The sequence below is a fragment of the Pontivivens nitratireducens genome (assembly GCF_011290545.1).
GTDB classification, from domain to species: domain Bacteria; phylum Pseudomonadota; class Alphaproteobacteria; order Rhodobacterales; family Rhodobacteraceae; genus Pontivivens; species Pontivivens nitratireducens.
The window spans coordinates 41,600-65,816 of record NZ_CP049814.1 but is presented as its reverse complement, the minus strand read 5'-3'; the positions used below and the strand labels follow the sequence as shown (position 1 = coordinate 65,816).

General features: G+C 61.0%; 25 protein-coding genes and 3 pseudogenes. 19 read left to right on the top strand and 9 right to left on the bottom strand.

Annotated features, from left to right (window positions below):
- Window positions 1–134: 134 nt before the first annotated feature.
- The 3 genes from G8E03_RS17620 to G8E03_RS17525 are packed head-to-tail and all read left to right on the top strand — an operon-like array spanning window position 135 to window position 731.
- Window positions 135–266 (top strand): hypothetical protein, encoded by a 132-nt coding sequence (locus G8E03_RS17620; protein WP_283810369.1) that lies wholly within the window; start codon window positions 135–137, stop codon window positions 264–266.
- A gap of 7 nt (window positions 267–273) precedes the next feature.
- Window positions 274–477 carry a hypothetical protein gene (locus G8E03_RS15760; protein ID WP_166194642.1) on the top strand — a complete coding sequence of 68 codons (204 nt, stop codon included), beginning with the start codon at window positions 274–276 and terminating at the stop codon, window positions 475–477.
- Window positions 478–485: 8 nt separating this feature from the next.
- Window positions 486–731 carry a hypothetical protein gene (locus tag G8E03_RS17525; protein WP_240910496.1) on the top strand — a complete coding sequence of 82 codons (246 nt, stop codon included), beginning with the start codon at window positions 486–488 and terminating at the stop codon, window positions 729–731.
- 34 nt (window positions 732–765) lie between these two features.
- On the opposite strand, the pseudogene G8E03_RS17725 reads toward G8E03_RS17525, so the two are convergent.
- The 7 genes and pseudogenes from G8E03_RS17725 to G8E03_RS17720 form a co-directional block, all read right to left on the bottom strand.
- A pseudogene (locus G8E03_RS17725) lies at window positions 766–870 on the bottom strand (hypothetical protein); the annotation flags it as partial.
- 452 nt (window positions 871–1,322) lie between these two features.
- On the bottom strand, window positions 1,323–4,652 hold the full coding sequence (locus G8E03_RS15750) for an error-prone DNA polymerase (protein WP_166194802.1): 3,330 nt from the start codon (window positions 4,650–4,652) through the stop codon (window positions 1,323–1,325).
- Between the two features lie 55 nt (window positions 4,653–4,707).
- Window positions 4,708–6,234: a Y-family DNA polymerase gene (locus G8E03_RS15745; protein ID WP_166194799.1), complete on the bottom strand. Its 1,527-nt coding sequence runs from the start codon at window positions 6,232–6,234 to the stop codon at window positions 4,708–4,710.
- Window positions 6,137–6,841 (bottom strand): ImuA family protein, encoded by a 705-nt coding sequence (locus G8E03_RS15740; protein WP_240910495.1) that lies wholly within the window; start codon window positions 6,839–6,841, stop codon window positions 6,137–6,139. Before G8E03_RS15740 ends, G8E03_RS15745 begins: the two co-directional genes overlap by 98 nt.
- 175 nt (window positions 6,842–7,016) lie before the next feature.
- On the bottom strand, window positions 7,017–8,555 hold the full coding sequence (locus G8E03_RS15735; RefSeq protein ID WP_166194793.1) for a phospholipase D family protein: 1,539 nt from the start codon (window positions 8,553–8,555) through the stop codon (window positions 7,017–7,019).
- Window positions 8,556–9,317 (bottom strand): endonuclease/exonuclease/phosphatase family protein, encoded by a 762-nt coding sequence (locus tag G8E03_RS15730; protein WP_185804942.1) that lies wholly within the window; start codon window positions 9,315–9,317, stop codon window positions 8,556–8,558. It abuts the gene before it with no gap.
- Window positions 9,318–9,559: 242 nt separating this feature from the next.
- Window positions 9,560–9,754, bottom strand: a pseudogene (locus tag G8E03_RS17720) (hypothetical protein); the annotation flags it as partial.
- On the opposite strand from G8E03_RS17720, the pseudogene G8E03_RS15725 reads away from it, so the two are divergent.
- Window positions 9,753–10,162: pseudogene (locus tag G8E03_RS15725) on the top strand (DDE-type integrase/transposase/recombinase); the annotation flags it as partial. The pseudogenes G8E03_RS17720 and G8E03_RS15725 sit on opposite strands and share 2 nt — an antisense overlap.
- Window positions 10,163–10,396: 234 nt before the next feature.
- A complete protein-coding gene (locus G8E03_RS15715) occupies window positions 10,397–11,152 on the top strand; it encodes a hypothetical protein (RefSeq protein ID WP_430693253.1) in 756 nt (251 codons plus the stop codon).
- Between the two features lie 509 nt (window positions 11,153–11,661).
- On the opposite strand, the gene G8E03_RS15705 is transcribed toward G8E03_RS15715, so the two are convergent.
- Complete coding sequence (locus G8E03_RS15705) at window positions 11,662–11,919, bottom strand: helix-turn-helix domain-containing protein (RefSeq protein WP_166194784.1); 258 nt, start codon at window positions 11,917–11,919, stop codon at window positions 11,662–11,664.
- A gap of 124 nt (window positions 11,920–12,043) precedes the next feature.
- Window positions 12,044–12,205, bottom strand: coding sequence for a hypothetical protein (locus tag G8E03_RS15700; RefSeq protein WP_240910494.1), 162 nt, complete (start codon window positions 12,203–12,205; stop codon window positions 12,044–12,046).
- A gap of 300 nt (window positions 12,206–12,505) precedes the next feature.
- Between G8E03_RS15700 and G8E03_RS15695 the strand changes: the two genes are divergently transcribed.
- The 14 genes from G8E03_RS15695 to G8E03_RS15630 all read left to right on the top strand — a co-directional run bounded on the left by G8E03_RS15695 (window position 12,506) and on the right by G8E03_RS15630 (window position 24,179).
- Entirely contained in the window at window positions 12,506–12,874 is a 369-nt protein-coding gene (locus G8E03_RS15695; protein WP_166194781.1) for a hypothetical protein, read from the top strand.
- Window positions 12,875–12,917: 43 nt separating this feature from the next.
- Window positions 12,918–13,532, top strand: coding sequence for a lytic transglycosylase domain-containing protein (locus G8E03_RS15690; protein ID WP_166194778.1), 615 nt, complete (start codon window positions 12,918–12,920; stop codon window positions 13,530–13,532).
- On the top strand, window positions 13,529–13,822 hold the full coding sequence (locus tag G8E03_RS15685) for a TrbC/VirB2 family protein (RefSeq protein WP_097374428.1): 294 nt from the start codon (window positions 13,529–13,531) through the stop codon (window positions 13,820–13,822). The genes G8E03_RS15690 and G8E03_RS15685 overlap by 4 nt, the downstream gene beginning before the upstream one ends.
- Window positions 13,815–14,093 carry a VirB3 family type IV secretion system protein gene (locus G8E03_RS15680; protein WP_166194775.1) on the top strand — a complete coding sequence of 93 codons (279 nt, stop codon included), beginning with the start codon at window positions 13,815–13,817 and terminating at the stop codon, window positions 14,091–14,093. Before G8E03_RS15685 ends, G8E03_RS15680 begins: the two co-directional genes overlap by 8 nt.
- Entirely contained in the window at window positions 14,083–16,458 is a 2,376-nt protein-coding gene (locus tag G8E03_RS15675) for a VirB4 family type IV secretion/conjugal transfer ATPase (RefSeq protein WP_166194773.1), read from the top strand. The genes G8E03_RS15680 and G8E03_RS15675 overlap by 11 nt, the downstream gene beginning before the upstream one ends.
- Window positions 16,455–16,622 (top strand): hypothetical protein, encoded by a 168-nt coding sequence (locus G8E03_RS15670; RefSeq protein WP_166194770.1) that lies wholly within the window; start codon window positions 16,455–16,457, stop codon window positions 16,620–16,622. Before G8E03_RS15675 ends, G8E03_RS15670 begins: the two co-directional genes overlap by 4 nt.
- A gap of 55 nt (window positions 16,623–16,677) precedes the next feature.
- Complete coding sequence (locus G8E03_RS15665; RefSeq protein WP_166194993.1) at window positions 16,678–17,766, top strand: lytic transglycosylase domain-containing protein; 1,089 nt, start codon at window positions 16,678–16,680, stop codon at window positions 17,764–17,766.
- Window positions 17,766–18,575, top strand: coding sequence for a type IV secretion system protein (locus tag G8E03_RS15660; RefSeq protein WP_166194768.1), 810 nt, complete (start codon window positions 17,766–17,768; stop codon window positions 18,573–18,575). Before G8E03_RS15665 ends, G8E03_RS15660 begins: the two co-directional genes overlap by 1 nt.
- A gap of 114 nt (window positions 18,576–18,689) precedes the next feature.
- A complete protein-coding gene (locus tag G8E03_RS15655; RefSeq protein WP_166194765.1) occupies window positions 18,690–19,343 on the top strand; it encodes a VirB8 family type IV secretion system protein in 654 nt (217 codons plus the stop codon).
- Window positions 19,344–19,444: 101 nt separating this feature from the next.
- Entirely contained in the window at window positions 19,445–20,140 is a 696-nt protein-coding gene (locus G8E03_RS15650) for a TrbG/VirB9 family P-type conjugative transfer protein (protein WP_166194989.1), read from the top strand.
- Window positions 20,137–21,516, top strand: a complete 1,380-nt coding sequence (locus G8E03_RS15645) for a TraB/TrbI/VirB10 family type IV secretion system protein (RefSeq protein ID WP_166194763.1) — start codon at window positions 20,137–20,139, stop codon at window positions 21,514–21,516. The genes G8E03_RS15650 and G8E03_RS15645 overlap by 4 nt, the downstream gene beginning before the upstream one ends.
- Before the next feature lie 4 nt (window positions 21,517–21,520).
- On the top strand, window positions 21,521–22,507 hold the full coding sequence (locus G8E03_RS15640; RefSeq protein ID WP_166194760.1) for an ATPase, T2SS/T4P/T4SS family: 987 nt from the start codon (window positions 21,521–21,523) through the stop codon (window positions 22,505–22,507).
- Entirely contained in the window at window positions 22,504–22,692 is a 189-nt protein-coding gene (locus G8E03_RS15635) for a hypothetical protein (RefSeq protein ID WP_166194757.1), read from the top strand. Before G8E03_RS15640 ends, G8E03_RS15635 begins: the two co-directional genes overlap by 4 nt.
- Window positions 22,693–23,099: 407 nt before the next feature.
- The gene (locus G8E03_RS15630; RefSeq protein WP_166194754.1) at window positions 23,100–24,179 is read left to right on the top strand and encodes a TrbL/VirB6 family protein; all 1,080 of its coding nucleotides are present in this window, start codon (window positions 23,100–23,102) and stop codon (window positions 24,177–24,179) included.
- Window positions 24,180–24,217 lie beyond the last annotated feature (38 nt).

Genomic DNA, 24,217 nt, shown 5'->3' with positions numbered 1-24,217 from the left:
TTAGTAGACAGGTACACCTTATCCGTCAGGGGTGTACTTGATTATACGCCTAAGATGGTGCTCAGGCTCAGGACTCATTGATTGAGCTACCCCCCCCGAAATTCGGACACTGACGTAAGTTCTTTTGCTGTCTGTTGATCTTCACCACGAAGGAGATCGAAGATGTCGGAACGAAGCAGCATGCCTCGGAGTTCGAGGCGAAGGTGGCGCTGAAAGGCGAGGTGACCGTGTCGGAGCTGGCGAGCCGGTTCGGCGTGCATCTATAACCGGCAGGTGTTTACATGCAAACACCGAGAGGCGATCAACCAATGGAAACTTGCGCTGCTGGATGGCGCGTCCGGTGTCTTCGAACGCGGCAGCCGCAAAGTGCCTGTCATTGACGAGGATCAGGTTCGGGATCTGCATGCCAAGATCGGAGAGCTGGCGGTGGCCAACTCTTTTTTGGAAAGAAAGCTCAAGCCCTGGGGCGGGAAGTGAGGCGCGTCATGATCGAACGAAACCATCCGGACTTGTCGATCGGTCACCAGTTCTCGGGTGGTTCGGCTCAAACACTGATCGTCACTGGGTTGGTGCCGCTTGGCTTTCCGGTTTGGTCTGCCCCAAACAGCGACCGACCTGACACATGTCTTTCCCTGGACCTGTCGACCGACCGGGAACGCCTTGCGGTGAGGCGTTGTCTCGAAGATGCCGCGAGACCCAATGTGGAAGGGGTCGCCCTGGATCTGGTCTGAACGCCATGAACCGTGCAATGAGTTCTGCGTCGATCCGACCCGTCTTGGCCCGCGTGCCCCGGCTCGCTGCAAAGGCTTTGATTTGCGCTGGCGGCAATTGCCGCGTCGCGATTGCTGCCGCATCGAGAGCAGACCACAAGCGCCATTCGTGGCCACCAGTCGCCTCAACCCCACAAGCGCTTCGTGCGAAGCCGACAGATCGACAAGCTGCGCGTGGCCGTCTCCAGTGTTGCGCAGGCGCTGTCGTTGCCCACTTGGCAAACAATGAATGTCCAGCCAATCGCGGCTGACGTCTATGCCAATAAACGGCCGGTGTGTTACGGTATCCATGTTTTCTTCCTTCTGATCCGTGGTCCAAATTGGCCGCATGCAACTGTTCGAGATTATAAAGAGAGACGATGCTGGCTCGCTAGCAAACGTGGTCGGGCCACAAGGCTCGGACGCCATACACCGCCCCATCACCGATCTTCGCCAAGGCCGGTGATGGGGTATCAATAACAGATCAGGGATACAGAAGGGTCAGGATAGCCCGGTTGCGGAAAGCGGGCGGTACCAAATCGGCGCTCAACCGTCGTGAGTATGGCCACCGCTTCAATGGAAATCGCGCGATTTGGGAATGACACGCACGTTGCGCGGATGGGCGCGGATGCCGACTTGTCCGGGCAGCGGGTTGGTTGGGTGGTCGCCGCGTGTGGTGATGCCGGGCATGTCGTCCTGGGAGAGGCTTTCGAGCCGGTCGGAGCGGTCCTTCAGATAATCGGCCACGATGTGGATGACGCGGCCATCGGTCTGGACGCGGCCCTGCACGACCAGCAGGCGCGCGGACATGATGGTGGGGCGGTAGGTCTCGAACATCTTTGGCCAGATCACCAGATTGGCGACGCCGGTTTCATCCTCCAGCGTGATGAAGCACACGCCCTTGGCGCTGCCTGGCTTTTGACGGACCAGCACCAGCCCGGCGTGGGAGACCTTCGCGCCGTGCCTTATACGGGGCAGATGAACGGAACGGGTGAAGCCCTGCTTGGTCAGGCTGGCGCGGTAGAAGCTCATCGGGTGGGCCTTCAGCGACAGGCGCAGGGTCTGGTAGTCGGCCACGACGTGTTCCGCGCGGCGCATGGCGGGGAGTGCGACCTCCGGCTCCTCCCCGATGGTCGCGGCCTCGACATGTTCGAAGATCGGCAGGGATGGCGCATCGCGCAGGGCCTGAACTTGCCAGAGCGCCTGCCTGCGATCGAGACCCATGGATCGCATGGCATCAGCGGCGGCGAGACGGCGCAGACTTCCCACGTCGAGGCGCGCGCGTTCCTTCAGCCCCTCCACATCCGTAAACGGTCCATCGCGCGCGACCATGATGCGCAGGCCTGCTTCACACTGCAATCCGTCGATCTGGCGCAGGCCGAGGCGCAGCGCGAAGCCGCCCGCGCATGGCTCCAGAGTGCAATCCCAATCGGAATAATTCACGTCCGCCGCGCGGACCTCCACGCCGTGATCGCAGGCGTCGCGCACGATCTGAGCGGGCGCGTAGAAACCCATCGGTTGTGAGTTCAGCAGCGCGCAGGCAAAGGCTGCGGGATAATGGCACTTCATCCAAGACGACACATAGACCAGTTTGGCAAAGCTGGCGGCGTGGCTTTCGGGAAAGCCGTATTCGCCGAAGCCCTTGATCTGATCGAAGCAGCGTTGCGCAAAGTCCGGATCGTAGCCGCGTGCCGTCATGCGCCCGACCATCTTCTCCTGCAACTTCTCGATCGTGCCGCGGGATCGAAAGGTCGCCATCGCCTTGCGCAACTCGTCACTTTCCTTGGCTGAAAACTGGGCCGCGTCCATCGCGATTTTCATCGCCTGTTCCTGAAAGATCGGGACGCCCAGCGTGCGGCCAAGGATGCGGATCAATTCGTCCTGCGGATGCTCCGGTCCCGGCGCGGGATAGACGACAGGCTCCAGCCGTTGGCGACGGCGTAGATAGGGATGCACCATGTCGCCCTGTATGGGGCCTGGGCGCACGATGGCAACTTCGATAACCAAATCGTAAAATACACGCGGTCGCAGCTTGGGCAGCATCGCCATTTGCGCGCGGCTTTCCACTTGGAACACGCCGAGGCTGTCACCGCGACACAGCATATCATAGGTCGGGCGCCGGTCGTCCGGCTCTCGATCCTCGATCGGCACGGTGGCCAGATCGTAGCGCGGACCGTAATGCGCCTCGATCAGATCGAAGCCCTTGGCGATACAGGTGAGCATCCCCAACGCCAGAATATCGACCTTGAAGATGCGCAACGCCTCGATGTCATCCTTGTCCCACTCGATGAAGCTGCGCTCGGGCATCGCGCCATTGCCGATGGGCACCATCTCCGTCAGGGGGCGCTCGGTCAGGATGAAGCCGCCGACATGCTGCGACAGGTGTCGTGGCATTCCGATCATCTGCCGCGCCAGTTTGAGGACCATGCGCAGATAGGGATCACTGAGGTCCAGTCCGGCCTCCTTGGCGCGCGCATCGTCCACATCCCCCTCGAAGCTGCCCCAGACCGTGCTTGCCAACTTCGAGGTTATATCCTCGGACAGGCCCATCGCCTTGCCCACTTCGCGAATGGCGGAACGGGGGCGATAGTGGATGACGGTGGCGCAGAGGCCCGCCCGCTCCCGTCCATATTTGGCGTACATGTACTGGATGACCTCCTCGCGCCGCTCATGCTCGAAGTCCACGTCGATATCGGGCGGCTCGTCGCGGGCTTCGCTCAGGAAGCGTTCGAACAGCAAATCATGCTCGGTCGGATCGACGGAGGTGATGCCGAGACAGTAGCACACAGCGGAATTGGCGGCGGACCCGCGCCCTTGGCATAGGATCGGGGGCGTGGCCTCCTCCCGCGCGAAACGGACGATGTCGCGGATGGTCAGGAAATAGCGGGCGATGTCCTTGGCCGCGATCAAGCCGAATTCCTTTGCCAAAACCGTGCGCACCTTTTCCGGCACGCCATCGGGGTAACGCCTTGCGGCGCCCTGCCAAGTCAGCCGCTCCAGTTCCTCCTGTGCGGTGCAGCCCTTCGGAATGATCTCATGCGGGTATTCGTAGCGCAGATCGTCGAGGGTGAAGGTTATGTCATCCGCAACCTTGCGCGTCGCGGCGATAGCATGGGGCCAGCGCCCGAACAGGCGGCACATCTCGGTCGGGGATTTGAGGTACCGCTCCCCGTTGGCAAGCAGGCGAAAGCCTGCCTGCCGGATCGTAACGCCCTCGCGGATACAGACCATCACATCCTGGATCGGCCGCCTGTCGGGCGCGTGGTAGAGCACGTCATTCGTTGCCAGAATGCCCAGCCCCGACCCGCGCGCCATGATGTCGAGCCGGTTGATCCGCGCCACGTCGTCACCACGATACAGGAAACTCGCCCCGATATGGCGCATCCCCGTCAGAGCCGCGCGCAGTCGGGGCAGTTCCGCCTCGAACCGGTCCAGGTCCTCTCCGGGCATTGCGATCAGGTGCAACCCTTCGGCATGCTCGGCCAGCATATCCAACGTCAGATGCGTCTCGCCCTTGGCCTGCCAGTCGCCATCCGCCGTGGCCATCTTGCCGCGCGACAGCAGCGTGGACAGACGCGCGTAGGCGGCGCGGTCACACGGATAGGCGAGGAATTCCGCACCGCACAGCAACACCAGCCGCACGCCGATCAAGGGCCGGATGCAGGCGGTCTTAGCCTCGGTATGCATCCGCACGACACCGGCCAGCGTATTACGGTCCGCGATCCCCATCGCATCATAGCCAAGGTGGTTCGCCGTTGCGCACAGCTCACTGGCGGTGGAGGCCGCGTGCAGGAACGAGAAGCAACTGGCCAGCCCCAACTCGACATATGCACTTCGCGGATTGGGGGTGAAGCCGATCTGCGTATCAAGCACAATACGCTTATGTCCTTCCTGCTGCGGCATCAGCGGCCTCCTCTACAATCTCTTCTGTCCCGAAATATCCCCGCCGGAGGCCCCTTCATGCGAAGAACCCGTGGACGAACCAGCGCGGTTCCTCCCCCCTCCCATCACCGAGCACGCCTTGTCGGTAGAGCCAGAAGCGGCGGCCATCCTCGACCTCCACCTTGTAGTAATCGCGTAGACGCGAACCGGGCTTGTCGCGCCACCATTCCGGCGCGATCCGTTCCGGCCCGGCATGGCGGGCGGTGCGCAGGGTGACGCGCCGCCAGACGAACTGCGCCGGTGGCCCCTCGGGGACGGCATAGAGCACGCGCACCTCCTCGGGTGTGTCGAGCAGGCGGATCGGGCGTTCGGCGGCGATCTGCGGTATCGCGCCCGGCACATGGTCCAGGGCGGGAACGCGCGCCTCCATCCGTTCCGGCACATGGCTTTCCGACCACTGCGACCACGACACCGCGCGCGGACCCAGCCGCGCGGTTAACCGGTCGAGCAATCCGGCCACGTCCGCATCCGCATCCCGCGCACCGTCCAGACCTTCCTGCACCTCATCCAGTGGGTCGGTGCGCAGCGCCTCTAGCGCGATCAGGTCGAAACCGAAACCGGGATCGATCCCGTCGAGCTTGCCGCCAAGCAGACGCAGCATGTGGGCCGGATCGCGGCTGACCCGTGCGAAGGCCACATCGACGCGCCGCGCGTCCCCGTCCACGCGGTAGATGGTCAACCGCAACGCCCGCGCACCCAGACCCGTTCCTGCCAAGTCGGTGCAAAGCTCCTCTGCCAATTCCGGCAGATATGCGGTCGGATCCATCACGGGTTCGGGCAATCGCGTTCGCACGATCCAGTGTACGTGATCCGCAGGCGCGTCGAGCGGATCGGGCTGTTTGCCCAGGGCGCGGTCCAGCAGGATCAGCGGATTACGCTCAGCCGGAACCCCTGAAAACCGCCGCATCAGGGACAGGCGCGGGACGCCGTCAAGCGCGCCGATGGTCTTGAGCCCCAAACGATCCAGAAGCCGCTCCGTCTCGGCTCCGACACGTAACGCTCGCACACTGAGGGTGGCGAGGCTGGGGGCCGGATCCTCGCCCACGATGCGAACCTGACCGAAGCGCGCCAACATCTGCGCAGCCATCGGTGTGGAGGCTATAGCGGCCTGTACGGTAAGGCCCTGCATGGCGAAACGCGCTGTGATGTCATCCAGCAGCTGCGGCTCCCCACCGAACAGATGCGCGATACCCGCGACATCCACGAACAGGCCATCCTCGCCGTCGCGCGCGCTCCACGGTCCCCAGCGGCGCGACCAGAACACCAACCGATCGAGCAGGGCCAGATCGCCAGCCATATCCGCAGGCTCCACATGCAGATCCGGATGGATCGCCTGTACGTCCACGATGCGCATGCCCGGGGCAATCCCGCGCGACAAAGCTGCATCCGATACGGCATGAACCACCGCGCCATGCGTGCCATCGCGCGACAGCACGACCGGCACGTCATGCGCGGGTAACGTCCTGTCGCAGCGGATCGTCACCTGCCACCGCTCCATCGCCAGCTTCGGAAACCAGATCGAGGCGATCCTGCGCAAAGTCATGTCGCATCACCCATTTGCCCGGCGGTCGTCCACGCGCCCGGAACAATTCCACCTGCCAACAGGGCGGACCGGGCGCGCCGGGGTCGTGCGGCGCCCGCATCGAGGGGGCGGAGCGGATCCGCCACCGCTCGCGCGCCGCACTCAACCCTGCCGCATCGTGGGATCGGATCAACCAGACCGGCACGCCGGACGCCTCCGCCCGCAGGGCCAGACGCTTGGTCGCCGTAAAGTCGAGCGCTTTGGGATTGCCGTCGATCTCTCCCACCACGGCCCCCAAACCGGAACATGAGGCCCCTTCCTCCATCGCCCAGAGTACATCGCGCGCGTGGCTGACCTCGATCTGCAACAGCGCGGAAAAGGCCATTCGCTTGCCGCCGCCGGGTAGGTAGAGGCGCCCCCTCTCGCGTCGCGACACCCTGTCCTGCACCCACAGGACAGGCCGCGCACTGCGCCGAAGCGCCGCCAGAATAAAACCCGCCACGGCGATATCGCCCGCAAACGCGGCCTGAACCTCCTGCAAGGCCACTTGGCCCACACGCGGTTCCGGCGCACGAACGGGCGCATGCGGCAGGTGGATCACCTGCCCATATGTCGGATCGATTCCCATACACCCACCCATATGTTCATACTTTGTTCTTATTTGGAATATGGTGAAATCAACACAGGCTGCGCGCCTGTTGCATGATGCGGGGATAGACCATCAGACCTTCGCGGCATACTTCCAGACCCTGAGGATCTTTTTCTTGTCAGGACTGTGTATGGCGACGCTATGACTTCAGAATCTAAAGAAGCCATTCGACTGGAAGCCACCCGATAAGCCGCAAGACGATGCGGTTATGCAGGCTCGTCCCGGGTTCTTTTTCTGTCGTGGTGGTCCCTTCAGTCCAAACTGGTTTGCCATCCTGCAACCGTAACTGCCAGGCCAAACCGCGAAGCCCGGTGTCAAACGCGTGGTGCAGCGCCTGCGCCATTCCTTCGCTTTCGATCACAAGCCCCATCTCGGTGTTGAGCATCGCTGAGCGTGGATCAAAATTGAATGAGCCTATGAAAATACGGGCTCCATCCACCGCAAAGGTCTTTGCATGCAAGTTTGACCCCGAAGACCCCAATCGGGCCAATTTGTCCCCGTCCGACGGAGCAGCAGCCTGGGCGCGCAGTTCAAAAAGCCCGACCCCCATGCGCAGCAGGTCCTTGCGGCGTTTGCTATACCCTGCGTGGACTGGCAGCATGTTGGTGGCCTCAAGCGAGTTGGTCAACATACGCACGGCAACGCCACGTTCCCGAAGGCTGGCAAAGGCCTCTTGACCTCTTTCACCTGGTACAAAGTAGGGGGTTACGCCATCAAAACGGTGCTCGATGGGTTTCATGGCATCGCGAAGCCGTGTGGTGAACAGTTCCGCTTCTGGCGCCTTGCCCATGATCTTATCAGGGTCATCGCTTATCAGGTCAGCTGAGGTCCATTCCAGCGCCAATGTACCTTCCTTCAGCGATGTGACGATGTCCGAATTCTCGAGAGAAGCGCGGTAATCAGAGTACTGCGGCGCATCCGCAAAGCGAGCCAACCGCATGGTGAGCAGATCAGGTTGTCTTACCTTGCCGAGGATGAAAGCTGCCTCATGCACGGACGCGGCATTCCAATACCGGTCAAAGTCTGCGGAGATATGCGAGACGACTTCGCCCACGGCCAGGACATCGAGGTCAATTTGCAACGGGTTCCGGCCGGTGCCGAAGTATTCGTCACCAATGTTTCGCCCGCCAAGGATGCTGGCCCGCCCATCTACGGTAAAGGCCTTGTTGTGCATACGGTGGTTCAGCCGAAAGAAATCAAAAGCATAAGACAACCGCTTGAAGCGGCGCAGCATAAATGGATTGAACAGGCGGACCTCAATGTTGCGGTGGGCGTCCATACTGGCAAGCACATCATCCAGACCGTCGACGCCATTGTCATCCAGCAATAGACGCACCCGCACACCGCGGTCCGCTGCATGCAACAGCGCCTTGAGGAGCAGATGACCCGTCATATCGGCGCGCCAGATATAGTATTGCACATCAATCGAAGACACAGCCGCGCCCGCCAGCATCATCCGGGCGACAAAGGCATCCATCCCGTTCTCCAGCGAGGAGATGCCACTCAATTCCGGATGTCGCTGGGCTTGCTCTTTCAGCGCCTCGGACAACCGGCCTTCGGTTGCGGGCGGAAGTGCGAATTCCTGTGATCGGTTCGCGACGGGCGGAACAGAAAAACTGACTCTCGCGATGATGATCGCAAGCCCCAGAAAACAAGCCACAAAAAGTAGGAACTGTAGGATGGAGAATAGCATTCAACTGTCCCTGGCAGATGTCGTCGTCAGGCGAAACCGTGCGAGGATAGGCCGATGGTCCGAGGCGATCTGTGCCGCCGGATGTGTGACAACCTCGCTTGCCAACAGGTCGATGTCCTTGGTCATCGCGATCTTGTCCAGTTTGAGAAACGGCCGACCGGCGGGGAACGTCGCGCCCGGACTATGCGTACGCAGCCAATCAGGCAGGGTTTCAAGGCCTTTACGCTCTCGCCATTCGTTGAAATCCCCCACGATCACGGTTGGGCGTTTGGTCATTTTCGACAATTGATCGGCGACATAGCTGATTTGCTTGCGCCGGTTGCCCCGCAACAGGCCGAGATGGACACCGACGAGACGCAGGGGTCTGCATGCAATCCTAAGGTCCAGTATGACCGCCCCACGTGGCTCAAGAGCGGGCAGATCAATACGTTCTATAGCTTCCACATCGACATCAGGTCGCTTGAGCACAGCGATACCGTGCCATCCAAGTCCAACCGCATTCGGCGTCAGGTCAATAACCTCGAACGGTCCGATACGGCCCCCTGACACCGGCAGGGCACTGGGCCGCGGATGACGGCGAAAATCCGCTTCTTGCAAGACCAGGACATCTGCATCAAGGCCCGAAATCACCTCGATCGTCCGCAATGGCCTTCGCCTGAGATCGCGCCCCAGGCCCGCGCGTATATTCCAACTGGCAAGCGAAAATTCTGCCAAAGATAAATCCCCTTCAAAAAGAGTGGAGCCAGGATTGGTCACACGCACAGACAAGCACCTGCGATCTGTACCTGGGGTGTCAACGGGGACTCCTGAACGACGATGTCATCATAAACCGACCCGGAGGGCCGTTGTCCACTGAACCCAAGTGTGGAATGGGGCCAGCATGTGAAGGCCGGGGGAGTGTACGGGAAGGTGTGGCTGCGGCCCGGAAATCGTACTCCCCCCGATATATATAACATAATATGAATTATATTTGTCAGAACGGGACTGGCCATGCGTCACAGACACATGGCTAGTGTATCACCGTCCCGGGCGGCGACAGCGTCTAGGGCACCGATGCCAGCCGAGAGCTCCAGCACGATCTCGCCCTTGCGAATGGCTGCCGCCCGCCCCCTCAGGGCCGCGAATGCCTGCGGCGTGGAAAACTGCTGCAGCCGGATCTGCTGCTCTGACCGGCTTGTCCCCGTCAGACGCCGCGTGGCTCCGATCCTGGTCGAGGCCCGACCGAACGCCCGTTGGTCATTGGATTTCGTTCACGGGATTTCGTTCACGACCAATTTGCGAATGGACAGCGCTTCCGGGTGTTCAACGTGATCGACGACGTAACCCGTGAATGCTTAGCGGCGATCTCGGGCCGACGTATTGCCCGTGAACTTTCGACCCTGATCGAGCGCCGTGGAAAACCGGGAATGATTGTCAGTGACAATGGGACGGAACTGACCTCGAATGCGATCCTGCGCTGGTGTTCCGTGACCCTGCCTGGCAGGGGCATGCAAAGCATGATCCAGAGAGGGGGCAGGCCTATGCAGAATGGGTTCGTCGAGAGTTTCAACGGTCGGATGCGCGACGAGTTGCTTGACGAGACCATGTTCCGCAATCTCGCCCATGCCCTCACGAAGTCGATCTCATTCGCATCACAGATCTTGCAATTCTCGAACTGTCTCTTGCGGATAGCGCGGAAGGTCTCGTAGCCAGAGATGACGGCTTTGCCAGCAGATATGGTCCGGAACCCGCGCATGGGTCGCAGCCGCTGCTTTATCGCGGCATGGTTGCTTTCGATATGATTGTTAAGTTGCGATAATATATTATTGCAAGTAAGGTGAACCCCAGAAGGGGGTCCTACCGTGCGCTTTCAACTTAGACGACTGGCTCTATGCCTAACCGCTGTAACCGCTTTGGCTACCGGTGCGCTGCCGAGCACCACAAAAGCACAAACCTATCCAATCGACTGCGCAATCCTTCTCTGCCTATCCGGCGGTTGGCCTGCTTCCGTGCCCTGCAGCCATGCTCGGGCCGAGTTTATCCGTCGCATCACGCCTTGGCCTGTGGAACCACCACTTCAGATTTGGCGCTGTCCCATGGGCGCATCTTATGAGACCGAACGGCATCCGAGCAATGTAGGCCGAATCTTCGAAGCCTTGTTTCACGACAAGGACTATTCGCCCCGTCAATCGTTTCCAGGCGATGATGTCGCCGTCCAAGCAAAATCAAAATATGCCCTTTGGCGGCCACCAGAAACCGGAACGGAGGGCATTCCGGCAGACTTCGTGCTTCGCCTCGTCCAAGATCGGGCAGACATCGATATCAGCGGTCCGGAGTTCAATTTTGTCCGATCCATCCGCGTCTTTGATGTTCGATATGCACGGCAACGCGAGTCCGGGAGGGATGGCGACTGCAACCGCAGTGCAGTAGTCGTCCTCGGAACTTACGGCACCCAAGGTGACTTCTCTTGGCAGAGATCTTCCACAGCCGTCCTCCCGTCGGTCCATGTGGGCCTTGAACGCTGGGGGCAACATTGCCCAAGCATTTATCACCGGTCCGTTTTCGTCGATTGGCGTGACTACGAGGGCAATTACGGGTTCGAGCAGGTGAATTACTGAGTTTGAGCAATCGAGCGACGCCAAGTGCAAACCTCTCGCAAGACCGCGAGCTCATTCTTCGGCGGTCAATACCGTCTACGCGGATTACGCTGCGACGAGCATCGCAAGATCGCGATCCTTACCCGCTGCCATAAAGTCAGAGTTTCGTCCAACGCTCGAAGTCAATTTCTCGCTTCTGCCCATGACTCAGGTCAGGCTGACACCTCGACACCCGCTGCGGACCGTTGACGACCCACCGCACTGCGAGCGCGCCCGTATTCCATTGGTATACCCACCCGACAACACTGCGTTCATCCGTCCCGATCAAATTGGCAATCGCTACGGCTTCGACCTCATCTTCGTTCACTGTTTACTGACTTCCTACAATTTGGCGTTGCGGATTATGACTGAGAGGAAAAAGCGTTTGCTGCAGCCACACGCCGGGCTTCGTTGATTCTGATTGCCTGGCCTTCGACGAGGGAATGTACATCTGACCGGGAAATGCGTTCCGGTGTTCCAATTCACCCGTTTCAAATCCTGTGGTCGGGCTCCGTGGCGGCTTCAACGATCGCCAGTAGCTCAAACGGGTCAAAGCCAATGGCGCGCGCCAAGACGACCAGCTCGACAACGTCGACCCGGCGCTGACCGCTTTCAAGGCGGGCAATAAGGGATTGGTGGCATCCGAGCTTCGTCGCCAATTCAGCCTGGCCAAAGCCTGCTTTGATCCGGGCGTCGACCAACGCCTGGCAGAGTGCCACTTGCCCTTTACTTCTGATTGTTCTCGCCACGCGCCACATACCTTTCGTGACGTCGCTAGCGGATGAAATCTGTTATCTAAAAAATGGATATTTGAGGGGGTTATCGGCGTGCTGTTTCCATGGGGTACAAGTCTGATGCAGACCGGATGGACCATCAATCCCCTGCCAGCTGCAGAAACCGGCCGTAGTCTTCACTGACTGCGCGCCCTTCTTCAAAAGTCCGGACACACTCTTCATCCAGACAGCGGAAGTAGCTCTGAATGTCGCTGATGTAGTCAGCGAAATCCTGCCGGGTGATGCCACTGTAATCGTGCATTGACTGAGAATCACTGGGCACGAACGGCCGGGCGGGTGCGAGACAGGATTCTCTCGAAACCGGTGCCAGACACAACCATGAGGATTGGTATAGTCCGCAATAAGTGTAGGCCCTCAACCTGAGGTTTCGCAAACCTGTTATCTCCTTGCTCGTGAACGCTGCCCGTGCCTAGTGTTTGTGTAACCAAGATACAGTCGAAACTCGATATTACATCTTGCAGTTAATACTATACTATCGTAACTCTGGGCTTCAAGTGGGAATGCCTGGGGTCGCGCCATTGGAGAAAGCGTGAGCCGGGCCATGAACTGGGACATCGAAGCACCAAATGTGGTTACGGAAGCCAGGTTCCGCGAACTCGTGGAAAGCGGCTATAGCGCAGAAATCCTGTGCCAGGAGTCCGCACATAAGAAAGGCCCCAGCTATTACGGGGTCTGGATCATGCGCGTTGTCTCTGATGATGGCGTGGAAAAGCTCCTCGTCACCGCCCGCACGCGGACGACCTACAACGATATCAAGATCCGTGAGTTCAAGACGATCTCTGGCGTGGTGTCATTCTTCATTGGCCTTGGCTTTGCGCATGTCGACCTGCCACTTGAGGCGGGTACAAGCCGCACGCATAAACTCGCCCCGTCAGAAAAAGCCCCATCAGACAAGGCCGCTGACAACTAACCTCGTCTGCCTCTGGCTGGTCGCAGCACCTGCCTCAGCGCAAATGGTCCTGGTCATGGAGAGCGACGGCTCCCTGATCCCGTCCCACTCCCAAAGCAGCTTTGCTCGAAACTACAATGACGGGATTGGTCAAGGTTCGGCCTCCGATGGGATCGCGATCTTCGGCGAGGTAGAGGCCGAGCAAGAGGGCGTCCAAGTCGCGGCCCTTGCCCGCCTGACTCCCCTGGTCCGCGCCGATGTCCTCTCCGGGATTCAGACCACGGCCTTGCGCTATGCCGGCCATCCTGGCCTGCGTCGCGCGGGGCTTTCCGTGACGGATTGGCTGGCTCTCTATCGGGCCAATATCGAGGTTGAGAGCGCCTACCGGCAGGATGCGATTTCAAGTGCAGGTGCCATTGGCCTTGGTCAATTGATGCCAGCGACGGCGCGTGATCTGGGCGTCGACCCGCATGATCCGCTGCAGAACCTCGACGGTTCCGCCCGCTACCTCGCGATGATGCTGGAGACGTTCGGAGATCCGCATCTGGCGCTGGCGGCCTACAACGCGGGGCCGGACGCCGTGCGCCAACACGGTGGCATTCCCCCTTACCGAGAAACCCGGAACCACGTGGCCCGCGTCATGGCCGTCGTGGCCCGATTGGAAGGATCAAATTCATGAAACAGATTTCAACGCTTTTCGTCGCCTCGCTGGCGCTATTCCTGCTGATTGCCGAACCCGCCCTCGCCCAGAGCATTGATCTCTCCCCGATCCAGAGCCTGTTGCAGGGCATCGTCGATGCGCTGACCGGCCCACTTGGCGTTGTCATCGCGACGCTGGCCGTTCTCGGGGTCTTTCTCAGCTGGTTCTTCAACATCATCGATCTGCGCCAGGCGCTTTGGGTGCTTGTCGGCATCGCCGGTGTCGCGGCTGCCCCCACCATCGTTGCCGCGGTTTTCGCCGGTGGCTGAGCGCTCCCCCCTCTTTCTGGGCCTCGTGCGCCCGCCCAAGCTTCTGGGCCTGCCCATCATGTATGCGATGGTCTGGCTCTTCGGTTCGGTGCTCTTGTTCGTCTGGGTCCAGCACATCGCAGTGCTGGCTGTCGCCGCCCTGCTCTATCCGGTGCTGTGGAAGGCCGCGGATTGGGATCCGCGTTTCATCGACGTGATGATGACGGCCCTGCAGGAAACACCGCCCACGCGCAACAGGTCCGTTCATGGCGGGGACAGCTATGCCCCGTGATGACGCCCGTGATGCTGCGCTCGATCCCCGCACGATGACGCCGGAGTGGTATGCGCGCGAGACCCGTCTCGCGCATATGCTGCCCTATGTGAGCCTCGTCGACGACCAGACCGTGCGGACACGGGTGAACGAGCTCTTCCGGTGCATCCGGCTCGAGGGGATCAACAGCTATACGACCGACGATGCCTATCTCGACAAGGTGACGGCGCTCTTTGCCCGCATCGTCGCGCAGCTCGGGCCGGAATTCAGCTATTACGTCCACAAGGTCTCCAAGGCCATCAAACCTGATCTCGACCCGATCCGTGAGGACAGCTTCGCAGGCGAGGTTGACCGGCGCTGGCGCACGAAACTCGAGACCAGCGGGCTGCGCGACAAGACGCTGACGCTCACCGTCATTCACCGCCCGCCCCCGAAAAGCCTCCTGCCTTTCCTCAGCCGCAGCGCGCCGGATCGCCTGAAAGAGGAGACCCGCAAACGCCTGCAGCGACTGGGCGAGGCCGTGAACGTCTTTCTGTCCGGCCTCGCCGAGCTGAAGCCGCGCTTGCTGTCGGCCGCATCGGGGGAATTGGTGGGGTTTCTGGGCGCGCTCAATACAGGCACAGAGTTGCCGCTCTACCCAGCAAACACCTACGGCTTTTTGTCCTTCAACGTCGCCAATACCCGCGTGACGTTTCACGGAGGCCATTTCGAGCTCTCGGAAGGCGTGGTGGGCCATCGCTACGGCAAGAGTTTCACCATCGGGGAATACTCGGAAGACACCTCCTGCACCATGTTCGACATGCTGAACCTGCCGGTCGACATGATCGTCACGCATTCCTTCACGCCGATCAATTCGAACCTGATGGCAGGTCGGATCAAACGGCAAAAGCGCCAGATGCAGGCGAGCCAGGACGCGGCCCTCTCGCTCCTGGAAGCCCTCGACATCGCCGCCGATGATCTCGAGGCCAAGCGCCAAAGCTTCGGCGAGCATCATATGGTCGTGACGCTCTTTTGCGACACGCTCGATGAGCTGCAGACGCTCAGCGCCGAAATCGTGAACGCCGCCGCGACCGAAGGCGTGAAGATGATCGGTGAGCGGGTCGCCGCAAAGGCCCATTACCTCAGCCAGCATCCCGGCAACCAGCCCAAGCGCGTGCGCGCCAGCGCCGTCACCAATCGCAACTTCGCGGATTTCGCGGCCTTCCACCGAACGCAGCTCGGCAAGCCCGACGCGAAAACCCCTTGGGGCCGGGTCATCACCTATCTGCCCACCCCAGAGCAGAGCGCCTACCGGTTTTCCTATCACGAACAAGGCTCGCCCGACAAAGAACCGACCAGCGGGCATACCCTGATCATGGGGCGGCCCGGGTCGGGCAAATCGGTGCTGTCGGCCTTCCTGATGACCCAAGCCCGCCGCGCAGGGGCACGGATCTTCGTCTTCGATTACCGTCTTGGTATGGAGATGGCGGTCCGCGCCAATGGCGGGCGCTACGCGTCCCTGAACGCCGGTCAGCCCACGGGGCTCAATCCGCTCTGGACCGAGACCGATGCGCGCGGCACCGCCTGGCTCTCGGATTGGCTCACAACGCTGCTCTTCCGCGCCGACAAGCCCCTGACCCCTGCGCAGACCAACCGCATCCAGGAAGTGGTGCGCCAAAACGCGCAGGCCTCCAATCCGGCCTTGCGGAACTGGCGGGATTTCGCATCGCTTTTTGTGTCCACCGACGATGGCGGCGATCTGCACCAGCGCCTGCTCGAGTGGACCGAAGACGGTCGCTATGGCTGGATCTTCGGCCAGAGCCTCGAGGATACCTTCTCGCTCAAGGGCGATGTCGTGGGCTTCGATCTGACCGGCATCCTCGACAGCGAGGCCGACAAGGAGCGGATGGCCGTCCTCTCCTATCTCTTCCGCCGGGTCGAGCGCGAGATAGAGGACCGCCGCCCCACCATCATCGTGATCGACGAAGCCTGGAAGGCGCTCGACAACGCATATTTCGCCGAACGTCTGTCGAACTGGCTGGTGACCGCTCGCAAGCAAAACACGGTTGCCGTGATGATGACGCAATACGCAAGCCAGCTCGAACGCACCCGCACCGGCAAGACCATCGTCGAAGCAGTGCCGACGCAGATCCTGCTCCCCAATATCCGCGCCAACGCCTCGGATTACGCCATGCTGAACCTCACGGAGAAGGAGCTCGACGTCCTTCTCAACACGGGCAGCAACAGCCGCCTCGCACTGATCCGCGACGATCAGGGCTCGATCGTCGTCGATGCCGATCTGAGCGCCCTCGGTCCCAATCTCACCATCCTTGGCGGCATGGAAAAGGGCGAAGCGCTCGTTGGCGCCGATTATCGCACCCGCCCGGACTTCTGGAGGCTTTCATGATCCGTATTCTTGTCGCTTTGGCTGCGCTCGGCGCGCTGGCCTCCTGCACCCAGTACCGGGAGCCGCAGGCCAATTGCTTCACCTTCCTCGCATCAACGGCACCTGTCGCGCCTGATTGTGACTTCACGCCTCTAGATGCGCCGGAGGGCGACATTGAGGTCTAGCCTGCCTCATATCCTGGCACTTTGCCTGCTGCCCGGTCTCGCCTTGTCTCAAGGCGTGCCGACCAATGACAGTGGGCTGACCGCGCGTGATATCGTCGAGACCGGCGATCGCGAGGCAGACTTGGCTGTTCAGGCCGACAAGCTTGCCGTGCGCGAACTGATTGCCGAGATCGAACGGGAGCAGCTGGAAACCCTCCGACGCATCCTCGATGCCCAGACCAGCTTCGGCGGTCAGGGCCTGCCGACTATGGTCTCGGGACTGGAAAGCGGCAGCGGGGATCCTGACCGCTCGGTGGCGGCGGTCTATGGCAATGCCGACATCGATCCCAATCCCGGCGGTGCGCAGATGTTCGGCGACGCGTCTGAGACCATCGAGCAGCTCATCATCCGCGTGGCTCAGGAGACCAGCGGCTTTGCGGGTGTTGGCCGCGCAGGCCTCTCCCCCGTCCAATGGCGCGCGCTTCTGCAAGCGCTGATCTGGCAGGAAAGCCGGTTTACGATTGGCGCGCGGTCCCCCGTTGGCGCCTATGGTCTCACCCAGATCATGCCTGGCACGGCCAGCGATCTCGGCATCAACCCGGAATACTATGACAGCCCCTACCTGCAGGTGCATGGCGGCGCGCGCTATCTCGCGACCCAGCTCAACACATTCGATGGCAACATCATCAACGCCCTCGCGGCCTACAACGCCGGACCCGGCCGGGTTTTCGAGTATGGCGGCGTGCCACCCTTCCGGGAGACCCAGCACTACGTGTCGGTCATCCCTGAACGCTACAATCTCTATCTGAGCCTTATCGGCGGGATCGAAGCGCTTGGCACAATCGATCCGGCACTTCTCGCCAATGCCAACCTCTCGCTCACGGGTCATGGGGCGGCCTATTATGGCAGCAACTCACCCGCCGCGATCCACCAAGCCGCCCTGCGCATCCGCGATATAGTCGAACGGATTTCCGAAACCGAGGATGTGCAGGAGAGCGTCGCGCTCAACACCTATGCCCGCGCCGAACTCGTGCGTCTCGTGGCTGCCCGCATCCGGCTTCAGGCCGCCCGCACGCGCGTGCTCTCCGCCGAAGAGCTGGCCCAGGCCAGCGCCCGCATGGCCGAAGGCGCGTTCATGGATTTTACGATCAGGGAGATTGAATGATGGGACATCTGCTCGTGAGAACGGCCTTGGCCACGACGCTTGGGATTGGCCTGCATTTCGGCACCCTCTCCTCTGCCGCAGCGCAGGGCGTACCCGTCGTCGATACCCAGAACATCGCTCAAAACATCCAGCAGCTGCGGCAGATGATCGAGGACGAGATCCTGCAAAACGAGCAGCTGACGCAGCTCCGCGAACAGCTTGCCACGCTCACGGACCAACTCGCGGAGCTGCAAAGAACCTACGAGGCCCTCACCCGCCTCGCCGAGCTTCCCGAAATCATCCGCACCGAGATGGAAGACGAACTCAATGGCCTGCTCGACCAGGAGTTCGGCGACATCCTCGCCACGATTGAGGCGATCAAGACTGGGGATTTCTCGGGCCTCTCGGGCTCCGGCGCAGGCGAAATCGAAACCCAGATGGACCGGGTGCTGGCCGATCTCGGCTTCGATGAAGACACGCTCTCGGAAATGGCCACCAGCGGCAATCCCGGCGCCAACCGCGTGGCGACGCAGGCAACAACCGGCGCCCTCGTCTCGTCGGCGGCCCAGAACAGCTATGAAGATGCCGGCCAATCGCTCGAGCGGGTAGACCGCCTCGTGGGACTTATCGACGACATGGAAGAGCTCAAGCAAAGCGTCGATCTCAACACGCGCGTGACCGCGGAGCTCGCCATTGCGCTGGTCGCCATGTGGCAGCTCGAAGCGGTGCAGACCGTGGGCGATGGCACCGGCGGCGTGATCGACGCCGCCACCATCGCCGAAGAGCAGCGCTTCATGGATTTCACCCTGCCCGACCTGCGGGCTGATTAGGGCGTTTCGAAATTGACCCACAAAATCAAATATCGGTTTTCGCGTTCGAGCGCAGCGAGAGGCAGCGAAGAACCGATTCACCTCATTTCGAAGCGCCGATCGGAGGCATGACGGGTGGCGAGTGAACAGGAAATCATCGAGGAAGAACTGGTCTATGGCGCGCTGCGCCGCGAACGGCTCTGGCAGCGCCTTGGACTGACGGGCCTCGTCTTCGGCATCATCGGCTGCCTGAGCGCAGCAGCAGTCGCAATCCTCGATGTCGATCCCCCGCCTGTCGTTGTCCCCTATGATCCCGCCACCGGCTTTGCACTCCCCGAGGCCTCGGTGGGCGCGACTTCGGTGACCGCGAACCAGGCGATCATCGAGGCAGAAGTCTTCCGCTATGTGACTGACCGCGAAGTCTACAACCAGCTCGATAACGATCTGCGCATCCGCAGCGTCCTGCGCCGCTCGGACGGGGCCGCCGAGAGCGGGCTGCGCCAGATCTGGAACAGCGCAAACGAGAATTATCCGCCAACCGTCTATGGCCCCAATGCTCGGCTCGACGTGGAAATCCTCAGCATCAACCGGATTGGTACCAACCGCGCCACGGTGCGCCTGCGCAAGCGCCTGACCTCGCTAAATGGCGTTCAGACCGGGCTCTTCACCGCAACGCTGCTCTTCGAGTTCCGTCCCGAGACCCGCCGGTCCATCGATGAGGTCTGGACCAACCCCTTCGGCTTCACCGTGCGCGAATATTCCATCCGCTCCGACAGATTGGAGAATTAATGCGTTTCTGGAATTCAAATCAAAACACCTTGTCGCCAATGTCCCGAGAGCGCGCAGCGCGGCAGGGTATTGGCGACACAACTCATTCTGGAAACGCATGTTTGATCAATAAGTTCTTTGTTGCTGCCATATTTGTTTTGCTGCCTGCCCTTGCCTTTGCCGAAGCGATCCCGCGCGGTGGTCCAAATGACAGCCGCGTGCGGCTGGCAACATATCAAGAAGGCCAAGTCTACCGCCTCAGCGTCTCGCTCACCCATGTGACGACGGTCGAGTTCGGAGAGGGCGAAAGCATCCGCTCGATTATCGCGGGCGACACGGAAGGGTTTGAAATCGATGGCGTGCCCGGTGGTCAGGCCTTTGCAATCAAGCCCGTCGCGCGCGGTGTCCATACCAATGTGACGGTCTACACGAACCGCCGGAGCTACTATTTCAACGTCGAGGAGGTCCGCAGCCCAACCTTCTACGTGGTGCAGTTCCGCTATCCTGATGCCGCTGCGCGCCCGACCCGGGCCATCGCGGCACAGGCTCCCAATTACAATTACGCCGCCAGCGCGCGGACCGAGTTCACGCCGACGCGCATCTGGGATGACGGGACGTTCACGTATTTCGCCTTTCCAAGAAACGCCCCTGTGCCAGCGATCTTCCGCTACGCGGGCGGCCGCGAGCGCACGGTCAACACGCAAACCCCTGAAGACGGCGTGATCCGCGTCAGCGGCGTGAACCGCCAATGGGTCCTGCGACTTGGCGAAGAGGTGGTCTGCATCGAGGCGATCCCGCCCGCGGAGGCCGCCTCATGAGCGATACTGAGAACACCGAGCTGGAAAAGCGCCTCGCCGCCCTTGAGAAAGGCAGTGCCCGCGCGCCCACGGCGGCGCAGCGCCGGTCGCCCCTTCTCGCGCTGATCGTGGTCCTCGTCATCGGCGTCGGCGGCGCGCTCCTCTATCTCCTCTCACAGCCCGACGAAGAGGAAGCCTTGCCGACGGCCACCCCGGACGTCTTCCAAAACGAGGGGGACGGCTTTGGCGCTATCGAGACCTTGCCCCCGCCCGAGCCCGAGGTTGTGTTTGTCGGACCAGACCCCGTTGAGCCCAATGCCGAGCTTCTGGCGCAGATCACCGCCCTGCAGGCCCAGATCGAGGAGTTGCGCAACGCCCCTGAACCGGTCGTCGAGGAAGACACTGCCGCCGCAGAGGCGATCGACGCGCTGACCGCTCAGATTGCGGCGCTGCAAGCCGCCTCGGAAGCCGCACAGCAACGATTCCAGGACGAACTGACGGCGCGGGATCGCAGCCTTGAGCAATTACGCATGGATCTGGAATTGGCCCAACTCGAGACCAGCCGCCCCCAACCCGCTCCAGCGGGCCCCACGGAAGATGAGCTGCGCGCACGCGAGCAAGAGCGACTGCGTCGGGAGGAAGAAGCCCGGCGCATGGCCGAGCTGGAGCGCCGCGCCGCGGAGGAACGCGCCTTCCAGGAGCGGCGCATCGCCTCGCCCACCATCGCGTTTGGCGGTGCCTCCGGAGCGAATGAAACGGCTCTGACCGAACGCACCTTCGGCGAGGTGACGGATTTCGTGCTGAACGGTGCGTTGCCCTCCACCGTAACGCAGGCAGAGGTGATCGCCAATCCCTCCAACACCATTGTGCAGGGCACCATGATCCAGGCCGTCATGGAAACCGCCCTCGACAGCTCCCTGCCCGGCCAGACCCGTGCCGTGGTGTCCGAGGACGTCTACAGCGTCGATGGCGCGCGCCTCTTGATCCCGCGCGGATCCCGTCTCATCGGGCGCTACCGCGCCGGCGTCGACATCGCGCAGCGCCGCGTGACGATCGCCTGGGACCGGATCATCCTGCCCGCGGGCCAAACCGTCCAGATCAGCTCCTTCGGGGGCGATGAACTGGGTCGCTCCGGCGTCACGGGTTTCGTGGACACGCGCTTTGCCGAGCGTTTCGGGTCGGCCGCCCTGATCTCGCTGATTTCCGCGGCACCTGGTGCCGCCGCCTCCGAGGTCCAGGATGAGACTGCCGCCGACGTTCTCGAAGACGTTGGCGATGATCTGGCAGATGCCACGGACAGCGTCATCGGCGATTACCTCTCCATCGGCCCGGTCATCTATGTCGACCAAGGCGCACGCGTCACCGTAATGGTCGACCGCGATCTGGAGTTATTCTGAGCCCATGTCGCTGAGCTATCTCGAAACCTCGCTCGACCGGATCGCCGCCGCCGCTCGCGACGATGTCATCGAGATCTGCATCAACCCTGATGGCACCTGCTGGGGTGAGTTCCAGGGCGATCACTTCATGCAAAAGCTGGATCAAAAACTGAGCGCGACGGAAGTGAAGGACCTTGGCAACCAGATTGCGTCCTCTGCAAATACCACGATGAGTAAGGACCGCCCCATCGTCTCGGTCTCGATCACCTACAAGGGCCGCCCGATCCGCGCGCAGGTCATCACCCCGCCCGCTGTACTCTCGGCCATGTCGATCAGCCTACGGTTCTTCTCGAGCCTGCCACTCGAGGGCATTGCGCTCGATTTTCTCTACGGCAAGGAACGCAAGCTCGAAGATCTGCACGTGGAAAAGAAGCGCGCCTTGCGCGCCGTGGTGGCCGCGGGTTTGATCGATGATGCGCTCGCCTTCTGCGTCGAGAACAAACTCAACATGATCATCTCGGGCGGCACCTCCACCGGCAAGACCGTGGCCGCGCGCAAGATCCTCTCTCACGTACCGGCCGAGGAACGCATCGTCACCATCGAAGAAGCCGCCGAGCTTTTACCGACCCAACCCAATGCCGTGACACTCATCGCCAATCGCGATGCGGAATTCCAGACCGCCGATGTGCTCCTCACCGCCACGCTGCGCATGCGCCCCGACCGGATCATCCTGGGCGAGGTGCGTGGCAAGGAGGCCATGACCTTTTTGGAAGCCATCAACACCGGCCATGGCGGCTCGATGACCACGCTACACGCCGAAACCCCGCAACTGGCCGTGCAGCGGCTTGCGATCGCAGCACTCAAGACCGAAATCCCGATGACCTATGCCGACATGATCCAGTACATCGAGAACTCCATCGATGTGATCATCCAGGCCGGTCGCCATGACGGCAAACGCGGCATCACGGAATTCTACCTCCCCGGCGCAACTGAGATTGGAACTTCCCCATGAAGACCTTTGAATACGATATCTTGTTTTTCAAAGTGAAGAAGCAAAAGGACTACGGCGAGATGCGAAGGGTCCTGAATGAGCGCGGCGCGGAAGGGTGGGAGGTCATCAACGCCGAAGCCGGCGACTACGGCTACACCACTTTCTTGAAGCGTGAGACTGGTACAATGAAGGCGGCATCGGAATGAGGCGGGCTATTGCAGTCGCTGGCCTGCTCTTGATCTTAGGCACAACTGCTGGCGTAGCCGAGCGGAACCTGATCCCGACGCTCGACAACGACCCAAATGTTTGCCCAGACCAGCCGCCCGAGCCGGAGTGGATACAGAACATCAATGTGCGCGAATCCTATAAGCGCCTTTTGATCCAACAGATATATCGGGCTCAAAGTATGGAGCGCGTCGTAGACTCGCAAAACTGCGACTGTCCCACACGGTATCCAACTTGGGAGGACGCCGTACGCTTCTACACAGAGCGCTATGCTTCATCTAAATACTGGGACGTTGTCGAAGCGACATCCGAATACCGACGACAGGCAAATGAACTGCGCCGCGCCGCCATGCCAATCTGCGAAGCAGCTGGCAACTGGTAGCAAACAATGAGTATCGTCACCTACTTCGTGGAAACGGCTGAAGGGTATCTAGATACCGCTGCCGAAACTCAGTTTGGTGCGGTCGCAGCAACGGTCGGCACGTTGCTGGTTCTGGGCACAACACTGGTTGTCATCTTGGTTTTCATAAACATGATCTACCAGTATCGCGCCATGGACGGCCGAACTGCCTTTTGGCTGGCCGTGAAGGTCGGACTGATAGGGGTCTTTGCGGCAAACTGGGTCCAGTTCAATGCGCTTGCCTCAGCAATACTGAACGGAATCGACAGCATTGCCGGGGCCCTTGTGGCTTCTGTTGGCGGCGGATCACCTGGTCCGTCCGGTACCTTTGCAGAGGAATTTGACGAACTGATTGCAGCGCTCGGGGATTATCTGAATGCTGCGGGATCTGAGCTGAACTGGATGGCGGGTGCCTTGCTTGACACACTTGGGGTTCTGCTGCTCTCGATTCTTGGCGGGTTGGCGGCGTTCATTGTTGTGGCGTCCCGGCTCATGATCGCTCTGCTAATTGGCATTGCGCCAGTGATGATCTTCTTGACCCTGTTCGAGGTGACCAAGGATTATTTCGCGCGCTGGTTATCCGCGCTCATTTCGTTCGCGATGTATCCGATCGTAGTCGCCGGCGTGTTCGCGACGATCACGGGGGTCTCTCGGGCGCTTCTTGCCGAGCTTGGCGACCCAGAGGGGGCCTCGAACATAGGGGCCCTTATCCCATTTTTCATGATGGTGCTGATGGCAAAGGGTTTCATCATAGCAACGCCTTTCTTGGTTCGGGCGATTTCCGGAAACATCATGATGCCAGCACTCTCGGCCGGGTTCGGGGGAAGCTATGCCTTCGCCAGAGGGCTTGCAGGTAGCCAACAAGTTTACAATCGCTATGCCATTGGTGGCGCAACTGGGGCTGAATACGCAGCCCTTCGAGCGCGACAATTCTTTGGCGTGCAAGCCTTGCCGAGCCGATCAAATACTGCTGGAGGGCCAACTGCGGCTCGTCCGGGTGACGCAAACGGAACAGGCGCCCGAATGCTGGCACAGCTTTCAAGACTCGGTAGGTTGGGCAGGCGGTGACAGCCATGTGCCAAAAACTTGCCAAAAACGAATGGACA